The following is an 11,939-nucleotide window of genomic DNA, read 5'->3' as shown; positions in this document are numbered from 1 at the left end:
TTCCCGATTCCCGATTCCCGATTCCCGATTCCCGATTCCCGATCCTTATACTTGTTGGTTAACCGGTAAGATGATAAGAAGTAAGCCACCAAAAAACCCCGCGTCTCATGACCGGGGAGTGGTAACAGTGACTTGAAGGTTTAGCGGTACCGACGCTTGCGTCTGCGAGCGATCGCTTTGCGCTTTTTCTTTTCAATGGGAGTCTCAAAATGACGTAGACGCTTCATATCAGCAAAAATTCCAGCTTTAGATACTTGTCGCTTAAATCTACGCAGGGCTGACTCAATGCCTTCATTTTCACCGACAACCACTTGGGTCATACTAAATTAATCCTCCTAAATTTCAACAAAAAATTCTGCTTATAGTATCATACAATTATACTATCTAGCAAGGTTGCTGATAACAAGACGTGACAGAAGCCTGTGCCACCCTAGAAGCCTGTGCCACCCTACTTGAGTTTTGAATAAAATAAGCTGACGGCTAACGGCTAACGGCTGACGGCTGACGGCTGACGGCTGACGGCTGACGGCTGAAGTTTAGCGATCGCATTTTCAATCAACTCAACTCCTTGGTCAACCGTCTCTATTCTACTGAGTTTCTTACGCAATTCCCCTGCTCCGGGAAACCCTTTGGCGTACCAAGCCATGTGTTTCCGGGATTGATAAATACCACGCTCCCCCTTATAGTGCCATAGACCTTGTAAATGCTCTTTAGCACATTCAAGCAGTTGTACTGGTGTGGTTGGGGGTAACAGTTGTCCGGTTTTCAGGAAATAGTCTATTTCTCCGACTAGAAAGGGATAGCCCAGGGTTCCCCGAGAACACATTACCCCATCAGCACCGGTTTCTTCCAAGCAGCGCACTGCTGCATCGACGGACAAAATATCCCCATTAGCAATCACTGGGATAGACAGCACATCTTTTACCCGCTTAATCCATTCCCAGCGAGCCGAGCCATTATACCCCTGGTCACGAGTACGGCCATGGAGGGTCAACATCTGAGCCCCGGCATCTTCCATACGTTGGGCAAATTCTACCGCATTGATCTCCTGATTAGTCCAGCCAATACGGGTTTTGACCGTTACAGGTACCTCCACCGCCTTGACTACTGACCGTACAATTGCTTCCGCCGTTTCTGGATCTCGCAGTAAAGCAGACCCGCCACCATTTTTAGTAATTTTATTAACAGGGCAACCCATATTGATATCCACAGTATCTGCCCCTTCTGCCACTGCCCTTTGTGCCGCTTGAGCCAGAAATTCCGGGCGACAGTCGAATAATTGGATACTGATCGGTTTTTCTAATGGGTCTACCTCCATAACCTTGGGCAATTCTCGGAGATACTTTAACTGGCTAGCATGAACCATTTCGGTATACATCATCGACTCAGTGGCGTAGCGACGCACTAGGCGACGAAACACCAAGTCGGTTACTCCAGACAGGGGTGACTGTAAAACCCTGCTGTTGACCTCAACCGAGCCAATTTTAAGGGGTGATGCTAACCGTTGCTGTAATTGTGGAGATAGAAATGGCATTGGGAATGGTGTTGTTTCCGTCGTGATCACCTAATAGCATTTTTTAATTAGGTGAGGTACATTTTTTTTGTTTTATGGAGCAGGGAGCAGGGACTTCGGAGCAGCGATAATTATTTAATAGTAAACAGGGAATGGGGAACAGGGAATAGCTAAAATTCGTACCTCATTGCTATGAAGATTGCTATATTTCTCTTTCATCAGTCTGGGAAAACTTTTGTGATTCCTAAGTTCTGTAACTTTTGTACAAACGGCGATCGCTTCTCTATTTTCTAATAAGAATCAGAAAATAGAGCTAAATCTCAACAACTCTGTGACTGTAACCTGAAAGCGCGATCGCAATCTCCGAGAATGACAGAACACAGATATAGCGCTGATCATACTTAGCTGATCATACTTATAGCAGTACTTATAGCAGTTCTTAATTATCACTCCCGATCTCCCCACAGCTTCCGACTCCCGACTCCCGATTCCCGACTCCCGTTCCCCTCCTGGGAGGGGTTAGGGGTGGGTTCCGATTCCCGACTCCCGACTCCCGACTCCCGACTCCCTATCCCGTTTCAGTTTCAGTTTCCTCTACTACTCTCAAGACGGCAAACACAACTGATTTGTTACGGTTCACACCAATCCCAACAGCCGTTAATTTTCGTAAATTAGACACAGGCAAGGCAACAAAAAGGGGTCAGGAAAAAAACATACATGGGTTTTGACCATAGCAGTCCTAATTCAAACGTGACGGAAATCAGAACTCTTGGTGGATTCTTCCCCAACTTCGGTGATATTCCCTATCTTCCGACTCTCACACCTAATCGAGAATGGCGCTGATTACCCATAACTTTTTTCTTTCCTGCTGCCCCCTGACCGAGACAATCAGTAGATAATCGGTTATTCAATCAAGAACCGTCCCATCTTAGGTTCGGGAAACCACCCTTCATTAGACTGGCAAATCAAGTTCAGTATAAATAATGGTAATCCAACCGATGGTATAAAAACTCGCAACGGTTATTGCTTGAACCAATCTGACGGATAATTCTCTAATCCTCTCCTACCCTACCAGTATTTGTAGTTATAGGCACCCGGAACACTCTTATGGCAAAAGTTGTTGGAATTGACTTAGGTACAACAAACTCCTGTGTAGCAGTAATGGAAGGTGGTAAACCCACGGTTATTGCTAATGCAGAAGGTTTTCGGACAACCCCTTCAGTCGTAGCTTATGCCAAAAATGGCGATCGCTTAGTCGGTCAAATTGCTAAGCGTCAGGCGGTGATGAACCCCGAAAACACTTTCTATTCAGTCAAACGCTTCATTGGACGTAGATACAGTGAAGTCACCAACGAGGCTACCGAAGTATCTTACAAAACTCTCAAGGTTGGTGATAATGTCAAGCTAGATTGCCCAGCTCAAGGAAAGCAATTTGCGCCAGAAGAGATATCAGCTCAGGTGCTGCGCAAGCTGGTTGATGATGCTAGCAAGTATCTTGGGGAAACCGTTACCCAAGCCGTAATTACTGTGCCAGCTTACTTCAATGACTCCCAGCGTCAAGCTACTAAGGCAGCGGGTAAAATTGCTGGGGTTGAAGTGCTGCGGATTATCAACGAACCCACCGCAGCCTCTCTGGCTTATGGTTTAGACAAGAAGAGCAACGAAACTATCCTAGTGTTTGACTTGGGTGGTGGTACCTTTGACGTCTCCATTCTAGAAGTAGGCGACGGGGTGTTTGAAGTGTTGGCTACCTCCGGTGACACTCACCTCGGTGGTGATGACTTTGATAAGAAAATTGTTGATCACCTAGCCAAAGAGTTCCAAAGCGCAGAAGGGATTGACCTACGTAAGGACAAGCAAGCTCTACAACGTCTGACTGAAGCCGCAGAGAAAGCCAAGATTGAGTTGTCTAGCGTTATGCAAGCTGACATTAACTTGCCTTTCATCACGGCTACCCAAGAAGGGCCTAAGCACCTGGATATGACCTTGACTAGGGGTCAGTTTGAAGATATTTGCTCTGACTTAATCGACCGTTGCCGCATTCCGGTAGAGAATGCCATCAAAGATGCCAAACTCGACAAGAGTGCCATTGATGAGGTGGTCTTGGTTGGTGGTTCCACTCGGATCCCTGCAGTGCAAGAGGTGGTCAAGAAGGTACTTGGCAAGGACCCCAACCAAACCGTTAACCCCGATGAAGTGGTAGCAGTAGGTGCTGCTATCCAAGGTGGTGTATTGGCTGGTGAAGTCAAGGATATCCTACTGTTGGATGTTACCCCCTTGTCCTTGGGTGTGGAAACTCTCGGTGGCGTGATGACGAAACTGATTCCCCGCAACACCACTATCCCCACCAAGAAGTCAGAAACCTTCTCTACTGCTGTGGATGGTCAGACCAACGTAGAAATCCATGTTCTTCAGGGTGAGCGGGAAATGTCCTCTGACAACAAGAGCTTGGGAACCTTCAGATTGGATGGTATTCCCCCTGCACCCCGTGGCGTCCCTCAGATTGAGGTAACCTTTGACATTGATGCCAACGGTATCCTGAATGTTACCGCTAAGGACAAGGGCACTGGTAAGGAACAGTCGATCAACATTACTGGTGCGTCCACCCTATCCGATCAGGAAGTAGACCGGATGGTGAAAGATGCTGAAGCTAATGCAGAGGCTGACCAAGAGCGTCGTGAGAAGATTGACCGTAAGAACCAAGCTGATTCTCTGACCTACCAGGCCGAGAAACAGATTAAAGAACTGGATGATAAATTGCCAGCTGCTGATAAGGAGAAGATCGAAGGGTTGATCAAAGACCTGCGAGAGGCAATTGGCCAAGAGGATGATGAGAAAATCAAGACTCTGACCCCTGAGTTACAACAAGCTCTCTACAGTGTTAGTGCTAACCTCTATCAACAAGCTGAGGGGGCTGCTCAGGCTACCGATGCTGACACACCAGGCCCTGATGCTGCTGCTTCTGGTAGCTCTGGTGGTGATGATGTCATTGACGCTGAGTTTTCTGAAAGCAAGTAGAGGTTTGGGTAAGCATATGCGCTACGCGCACGCTACTTGAGGTGCGGTCAGCGGTCAGCGGTCAGCGGTCAGCGGTCAGCGGTCAGCGTCCCGTAACTCAGATCAAAAAAATGGTTACCTGTTTTATTCATAAACTGATAACTGATAACTGATAGCTGATAGCTAATAGCTGATAGCTGAATACTTAGATGGCTAATAGCTAATGGCAGAGAATCCTAACCCTTAGTTGATCCCTGTCCAAAGTCTAATCAAGGTTGATGAGTGATACAATGCTCATCAACCTTTTGTTTATTGGATTTTAGGGAGTAGGGAGTAGGGAATCGGGAATCGGAAGTAGGGAAAAAATTATCACAATTACGACACGGATTGCTATATGATAAATTAGTACCTAAAGTCTAGACAAAAGGCATTCATGCTAGAGGCAATAGTCGTCACTTAGTAAAGTTGATTAATAATAGAGGATATCAGTATTTTTAGCAAAAAAAGTAAATCCTTAAAGTAGTTTATCGGTGACATTTTTAAAACATCAAAACATCAAACTAAAATCAACTTTTGCCTATTGCCTATTGCCTCTTCTGAATTCCCGATTCCCGATTCCCGATTCCCGATTCCCGATTCCCTAACCAACTGAAAACCCTATTGTGGATAAACAAACGATTGATTCAATTCAAAACCTCCGCTACCAAGCTGCATCTTTGCTAGTTTATCAATCAGTATTGAGTGAAGGGGTAGGTTTAGCTTTTTTGAAACTATTAGAAGCTATAGTGAACAGGGATGTGGATGACATCCGTTGTTTAAAAGCTTATGGTGACTGGTTTCAAGGGTTAGCTAGCAAAAACGAAAGTTGGCAATATTATCTGTTTAGGCAAATCCTTAGGGCTGATAATTCCTTTACCAGGCAAGTGCAAGGTTCTGAATTAGAAACATTACCCCCAGCATTGGTAGAGGCGGCTCGTCATGACTTACAAGCTTTACAAAATATCTATAAGTGCAGCACTAAACAACTTTGTAAGTGGGTCAAAAGAGCATCTGTTTTACCAGTTGAACTGGTGCCTTGGAATTGTGAGTCAAGTCAATCCAGGTCTGGGTCTGACCAGAGTGATAAACGTAGTCGATGGCAAGCTGATCTACAAGCTAAACTAAATAATTTAGACAATTGGGCTGATGGCTTGGAGGCGATCGCGGCATACTATCGAGAGTTTGGCACTGGACTTTTTGCTGACTATCAGGGGTTTCGTTGGCAATCAGGTCAGTTGTTTGGTATTGCTAATCCAGATCCGATTAGACTCAGTGAGCTGGTGGGCTATGAATTGGCGCGGACGCAATTGCTCAAGAATACAGAGTTTCTGCTGAAAGGCTACCGAGCCCTGAATGTATTACTTTACGGTAGTCGCGGTTCAGGTAAGTCTTCTTTGGTCAAGGCGTTGTTAAATGAATACGGTGAGCGGGGATTGCGAATTATTGAAGTCCCGAAATCAGAGATGATCGATTTACCGGTGATTACCGAGCAATTGCGAGACCAGCCTCAAAAATTTATTATCTTTATCGATGATTTATCCTTTGAAGAGGATAATGATTCCTACAAAGCTTTAAAGGTAATGTTGGAAGGGAATTTAACAGCACGACCTGACAATGTTGTGGTTTACGCGACCTCTAATCGACGACACTTGATTCGAGAATTCTTTGAAGACCGTCCCCGTCCTAGCAATGAAGAGGTTCATGGTTGGGATACGGTTCACGAGAAACTTTCGTTTAGCGATCGCTTTGGCTTAACCCTAACCTTTGAGAAAGCTGACCAGAAAACCTACCTCAAGATTGTCCAACATCTAGCTACCCTAGCCCAAATCCCCCTTGAACCTAGTGAAATCAGACCTCGTGCCTTACAGTGGGCAATCCGAGCCAATGGTTTCTCTGGTAGGACAGCACGACAATTTATTAATTTTTTACAAGCAGAGGAAATGGGGAATCGGGAGTCGGGAGTCGGGAGTCGGGAGTCGTGAAGAGATGTAGATGTAGGATGGGCACTACACAGAGCGATTAACTCAGCTTGCTAATTCTGTAGCTAGCTACTACCCACCTAGTTACTGCCCACACTTGCGATCTAAATTTGAACACGGTGGGTTACGGCGCGCAGCAACACTGATTGGTAATCCCTCAAAATCCCTGACCGCGCCTAACCCACCCTACGAACTCCCGATTCCCGATTCCCGATTCCCGATTCCCGATTCCCGATTCCCGATTCCCGATTCCCGATTCCCTACTCCCTATATGATCATCGATTTTCCATGGGAAAAGCCCCTGGTCGCACCACGATTAGTTTGGTCTTACCGTTACGAAGCACTTCCACCTCTAACTGGGAGCCAACTTCAGAGGCTTCCACACCCTGCTGAACCTCAGTGGCATTTTTAACTGGTTTCGACCCAACGGTTTTAATGATATCTCCTGATTTGAAACCAGCTCTCTGGGCGGGGGAGCCTGGCACCACCCGGACGATTAAAACCCCATCATCTTGGGTGACTTTCAGGTCAAAGTCTTGGTCTTGATTAATTTTTTCTCTCAACTCTGGGGTCACGGTCACCATCTGAATGCCTAGGTAAGGATGCTCAACTTTACCTTTGGAAAATAGTTGATTGGCAATCCGTTCGGCAGTTTCCACCGGGATAGCAAACCCTAAGCCTTGGGCATTGGCTCTAATAGCGGTGTTAATCCCAACTACTTCACCAGTGGCATTCAACAACGGTCCACCAGAATTACCAGGGTTAATTGCGGCATCAGTTTGGATAAAGCTGACCCGTTTTTCAGGAACCCCGACCTGGGAACTGGAGCGCCCTAAAGCACTGATGATACCGACGGTTACAGTATTATCTAAACCGAGGGGATTACCAATAGCGATCGCCCATTCTCCTGGGGTCAAATTCTCTGCTTTACCCAAGTTGACTGTGGGCAAGTCCGTTGCTTCAATTTTGACTACGGCTACATCGGTGACTGGGTCAGTGCCCACCACTTGACCGTCAAAGCTGCGACCGTCTTTTAGGGTGACTTTAACTTCCTCTGTGCCTTCTACAACGTGGGCATTGGTAATCAAGCGTCCATCGGAGCTGAGGATAAACCCAGAGCCGGTGCCTTGCTCGATGCGCTGTTTTGGCATAGGCAGGTCATCCCCAAAAAAGCGCCTAAAGAAGGGATTGTGGAACGGTTGTGGGATATCCCGTGATACCTGACGGGCTGCATCGATTCTCACCACTGCCGGACCTACTTTCTCTACCGCTTTAGCAATGAAATTCAGGTTTCTCTGGGGTTTAACCGTTGGTCGTTGTGGCGTGAATGGTTGTAATACTGCTGGAACGATTTGTGGGCGTCTGATTACCTCTTGCTCTGCCATGAGATAGCGACTACCCAAAACCCCTGCACCTCCGCCCAAGCCCAGCAATGTCAGATAAACGGTCAGCTGCTTTAGGGATAAACTCATGGTTCTAGTAATTTCACTAATTGCTTTTGGGGTCTATATACTTACACTTTACTGAAAAATGTCAAGTGTTGGCCGAAGAATATTTTGGAGTTACGTGAAATAGCGGGTGGGGAGTGCTGATAAAGGTAGGTTTTTTGACAAAGACCTCACGTGTGGGGTGTGGGGTGTGGGGTGTGGGGTGTGGGGTGTGGGAATAATATAGGGTAATATTTTATTATAGCGCTTTTGATAGGAATTTGGTAAAGAGAGCTATTCTTTGGTTGTTGGGTTGAGAATGCGTTCGCTTTTAGCGGCTCCAAAGGAGCATCGCTTAGCGTGACCAAAGGTCAATCCTGTAGGGTGAATTACAATTTCTTTTGATAACTAGTCATTGTTATGAATACATCGCACCAAATAGCCAATTTATTCTGAAAATACCTCAAAAATTAAGTATTATTAAGGATATCGCGCAACCTTTTCAAATTATCACCAAAGGTTACCGTGTTAGGATGGTTTAAGCCTAACTTCCGTTCGGCAATCTCCAATGCTTGGACAAAAAGGGGTTCCGCCTCATCGTACCGCCCCTGAGCTTGGTAGAGTGTTGCCAGGTTGTTGAGACTTTGGGCTATATCAGGATGATCTTCACCCAGCAGCTGCTTTCTCATCTCCAATGCCTGTTGATGGAGGGGTTCGGCCTCATCATACCGCCTCTGATCATAGTACAGTGCAGCCAGATTGTTGAGACTTTGGGCGACATCGGGATGGTAGTGACCCAGCCGCTGTTTTCTCATCTCCAATGCCTGTTTAGAGAGGGGTTCGGCCTCATCATACCGCCTCTGAGCATAGTACAGTGCAGCCAGATTGTTGAGACTGTCGGCCACATCGGGATGGTTTTCACACAGCACCAGCAGCTGCTTTCTCATATCCAATGCCCGTTTATAGAGGGGTTCGGCTTGATCATACCGCCCCTGATCATCGTAAAGTCCAGCCAGGTTGTTGAGAGTTTTGGCCACATGGGGATGGTCTTCACCCAGCAGCCGCTTTATCATATCCAATGCCCGTTTATAGAGGGTTTCGGCTTGATCATACCGCCCCTGAGCATGGTAGAGTAATGCCAGGTTGTTGAGACTGTCGGCCACATCGGGATGGTCTTCACCCAGCAGCTTCTTCAACAGCTCCAAAGCATCGATATAGAGGGTTTCGGCTTGATCATACCGCCCCTGAGCATAGTAGAGTAATGCCAGGTTGTTGAGACTGTCGGCCACATCGGGATGGTCTTCACCCAGCAGCCGCTTTATCATATCCAATGCCCGTTTATAGAGGGGTTCGGCTTGATCATACCGCCCCTGATCATAGTAAAGTCCAGCCAGGTTGTTGAGACTTTCGGCCACATGGGGATGGTGGTGACCCAAGCGGCTTCTAGTTATCTTTAGACATTGCTGATACCACAGTTCAGCCTGGTCATAGATACCTTGACCGTGATATAATTTCCCTAAGCTAGCAAAGGGCTTTATTATATCTTCATCCCTGATCCAGTCAGTTAGGACAGTAGCAGTTTCGGCTAAATGACGGATGAGGGGGCTAACTACTGCAGTGATTTCTTTAGTTGGTGTATAAGGAATTTTTGGAATTTTTTCTGCTATAGCCACCATTGCCTTACAAAAGCTTTGCTTGTAGCTATTGGCCTCTGGTAATTCAGCCAGCTTGGTCTGGAAAAATTCTCGAATTAGTTGATGAAGTCGATAGGTTTTATATTCTGTCAGTTGCAACAGATTACGATTTACCAAAAAGCGATTACGTAACTCCTCCAATTCTTCTTGTTCTTCTTCCCATTCTTCCTCATCTTCAGTTTCGATAAGACAATTCTCGACCAGGAACCAATCAAAAGGAGCTTGAGCAAACAGACTCAGACGACATCCTAACTGCTGGGCTTCTGGTGGCAACTCCTGCCAGGATAACTCAAAGGCTGCTGCTACTCCTGCAAACTGGGTTGTCATTTCCCCTTGGTCTTCAGGACAAAGTAATGCCTTAGCTGCTAATTTCTGTTTTTCTAAACGTTTCTGAACTTTAGCGATAGTTAACGTTTGATCTAGATCTAAATATCGTCCGACTAACTCTAAGCCCAAGGGCAAATAACCCAACCATTTACAGAGGGCTTCTGCTTCGTTTATTTCCTTGTCAATGCGCTCTTTTCCAACAAGGGTACGCAATAATTCCAATGCTGCTTCTGGGGATAGTACATCCAAGTCAAGTCGTCGGTAAGAAGCCCCTGGCCGCTGACGACTGGTGACCAGTACTTTAAAGCGGGATTGGGCTGGAGGTAAGTAGGGCTGAATTCTCTGTTTATAGTCCTTGCCGAAAGAAGGGACATCATCCAGCACAATTAATACTGTTCCTTCTCGCCAATTTCTCCAGCAGTATCTTACCTGCTCGTTGAAATCGAGTTCATCTGGAATCGTTAATCCTAATTCGGTACGCCCAAACCTAACAATTTGAGTTCCGAGATCTGCACCCCGCACCGATAACCAGCACCTACCACCAGGGTAGTTTTCCTGATATTTCAGAGCATATTGTAGAGCTAATTCGGTTTTGCCCACACCCCCCATTCCGGCAATGGCACAAATTGCTAGTTTATCGGTCTGTTGAAGTTCCCGATGGAGCTGCTCAAGTTGATCTTGTCTCCCGACAAAGTGGGGAGTGCCTCGATTAGTAATGTTAGTGGGGGGATTTAACTTTGTCCGTTCCCGGTCGGACGACTTCAGCTAATGCTCATGAATACGAATCTCGCCAACATAAACTGTTCCGTTGCTGTCATCCGTTAGGCGCACAGGAGTGTTGACGCATTCTTTGATAAATTTCTTGACACCAAGATAGACCTGACTGTTTTGAGACTCTGGTTTGCATAGGTCAATATGGTTATTTGCCATAGCAACCGGCTTCACTTTTTCAATGCCTGGGTTAGCACTATCTGGGTCTACCACCAAAATTCCTTTTACAGGCTGGGTTTCATAATAGACCTTTGTAGCAATTCCTAGACTCCGAACGTTTTCTCGATACCACTCATTTAATTCCCTTAACTGAGGGGAATGAGCTTTTAGTTCTTTGACACTTACGGTGGTTTGTGCCAAAACGCCAATATTATCAATTAAATTAGCGAGATGAGCACCAGTGTGGGGAGTAGCCAGGAATACAATCCCTTTAGTCTGCTCAAGAATAGCTTGCTTTTGAAACGTCAAGGCACTGTTAAGCATTTTTTTGACTAAAAGACCGCCCATACTGTGAGTAATAAATACTAATGGACGCTTGCCAATATCGTGGATATCTAACCAATCTAATAAATTACTGGCTTGGTCAAAAAGGGGCATACTGCTGTTGTTTTTCCAGTTTGTCCCTTCAGCGTCATACCCAAAAGACCAGATATTAAGACCTAGCTGATCGTTTCCTAACCAAACTGGCCAGAAGTCATCATCATCCCGTTTTCCCTCGGGATGCCACGTGCTTCTAGCATCCCCTCCCAGCCCGTGAACAAATACGACATCCGCACTGGGCAATGAGTCCTGATGGCTTGAGATTTCCATCAAGCCGGTTAATTTAGTCAAGGATTAGCCTCCAGTTTACTATATAGCATTAACTAGTAGATGCTTGAAACCCAATCTATATATAGTTTAACACAGGGAAATATAGGGAGTAGGGAATCGGGAATCGGGAATCGGGAATCGGGAATCGGGAATCGGGAAAAAATTATCAAAATTAATTACTTTTTCGATTTACTATTACCGATACTCTCGATAAAATTACTTATCAAAAAAATGCGATTCTCTGAAAGAGACGCTACGCGAACGCTAACATTTTTTTTGTGAATTTTACTTTGGCTGTTTGACCTGGTGGTGCGTTACGGAGCGGACTATACCAAGGCTGGCTAAGAAGCAAACAATTAGGGCAAGTCCACCCCTAACGCAC

The 11,939-nt window shown here is 46.0% G+C and carries 8 protein-coding genes; 3 read left to right on the top strand and 5 right to left on the bottom strand.

Annotation, left to right across the window (positions count from 1 at the left end; genetic code table 11):
- Nucleotides 1-140 precede the first annotated feature (140 nt).
- Both rpsU and dusB read right to left on the bottom strand, forming a co-directional pair.
- The gene (gene rpsU, locus LYNGBM3L_RS19175; RefSeq protein ID WP_008186741.1) at nucleotides 141-320 is read right to left on the bottom strand and encodes a 30S ribosomal protein S21; all 180 of its coding nucleotides are present in this window, start codon (nucleotides 318-320) and stop codon (nucleotides 141-143) included.
- Nucleotides 321-487: 167 nt separating this feature from the next.
- Nucleotides 488-1,534: a tRNA dihydrouridine synthase DusB gene (gene dusB / locus LYNGBM3L_RS19170; RefSeq protein WP_044493932.1), complete on the bottom strand. Its 1,047-nt coding sequence runs from the start codon at nucleotides 1,532-1,534 to the stop codon at nucleotides 488-490.
- Nucleotides 1,535-2,038: 504 nt separating this feature from the next.
- Here dusB and LYNGBM3L_RS45920 point away from each other — a divergent pair.
- From LYNGBM3L_RS45920 to LYNGBM3L_RS19160, 3 genes are all read left to right on the top strand, one after another.
- Entirely contained in the window at nucleotides 2,039-2,188 is a 150-nt protein-coding gene (locus LYNGBM3L_RS45920) for a hypothetical protein (protein WP_154659853.1), read from the top strand.
- A 432-nt stretch (nucleotides 2,189-2,620) separates the two neighbouring features.
- Nucleotides 2,621-4,531: a molecular chaperone DnaK gene (gene dnaK / locus LYNGBM3L_RS19165; protein WP_008186736.1), complete on the top strand. Its 1,911-nt coding sequence runs from the start codon at nucleotides 2,621-2,623 to the stop codon at nucleotides 4,529-4,531.
- A 641-nt stretch (nucleotides 4,532-5,172) separates the two neighbouring features.
- Nucleotides 5,173-6,531: an ATP-binding protein gene (locus LYNGBM3L_RS19160; RefSeq protein ID WP_008186734.1), complete on the top strand. Its 1,359-nt coding sequence runs from the start codon at nucleotides 5,173-5,175 to the stop codon at nucleotides 6,529-6,531.
- Nucleotides 6,532-6,803: 272 nt separating this feature from the next.
- Here the strand turns inward: LYNGBM3L_RS19160 and LYNGBM3L_RS19155 are convergent, their stop codons facing one another.
- The 3 genes from LYNGBM3L_RS19155 to LYNGBM3L_RS19145 all read right to left on the bottom strand — a co-directional run bounded on the left by LYNGBM3L_RS19155 (nucleotide 6,804) and on the right by LYNGBM3L_RS19145 (nucleotide 11,578).
- Complete coding sequence (locus tag LYNGBM3L_RS19155; RefSeq protein ID WP_008186732.1) at nucleotides 6,804-8,000, bottom strand: HhoA/HhoB/HtrA family serine endopeptidase; 1,197 nt, start codon at nucleotides 7,998-8,000, stop codon at nucleotides 6,804-6,806.
- A 425-nt stretch (nucleotides 8,001-8,425) separates the two neighbouring features.
- Nucleotides 8,426-10,693: a tetratricopeptide repeat protein gene (locus LYNGBM3L_RS19150; protein ID WP_052308465.1), complete on the bottom strand. Its 2,268-nt coding sequence runs from the start codon at nucleotides 10,691-10,693 to the stop codon at nucleotides 8,426-8,428.
- 48 nt (nucleotides 10,694-10,741) lie between these two features.
- Nucleotides 10,742-11,578, bottom strand: a complete 837-nt coding sequence (locus LYNGBM3L_RS19145) for an esterase/lipase family protein (protein WP_229414607.1) — start codon at nucleotides 11,576-11,578, stop codon at nucleotides 10,742-10,744.
- Nucleotides 11,579-11,939: the final 361 nt, after the last annotated feature.

Origin of the sequence: Moorena producens 3L (genome assembly GCF_000211815.1) — a bacterium.
In the GTDB taxonomy this organism is placed as follows: Bacteria; Cyanobacteriota; Cyanobacteriia; order Cyanobacteriales; family Coleofasciculaceae; genus Moorena; species Moorena producens.
The sequence above is the reverse complement of the archived record's forward strand: the minus strand, read 5'-3'. Positions and strand labels throughout refer to the sequence as shown.

Excerpts from the sequence above, each read along its gene's own strand:
- dnaK (WP_008186736.1), top strand. The coding sequence starts at position 2,621 with ATGGCAAAAGTTGTTGGAATTGACTTAGGTACAACAAACTCCTGTGTA.
- LYNGBM3L_RS19155 (WP_008186732.1), bottom strand. The coding sequence starts at position 8,000 with ATGAGTTTATCCCTAAAGCAGCTGACCGTTTATCTGACATTGCTGGGC.
- dusB (WP_044493932.1), bottom strand. The coding sequence starts at position 1,534 with ATGCCATTTCTATCTCCACAATTACAGCAACGGTTAGCATCACCCCTT.
- rpsU (WP_008186741.1), bottom strand. The coding sequence starts at position 320 with ATGACCCAAGTGGTTGTCGGTGAAAATGAAGGCATTGAGTCAGCCCTG.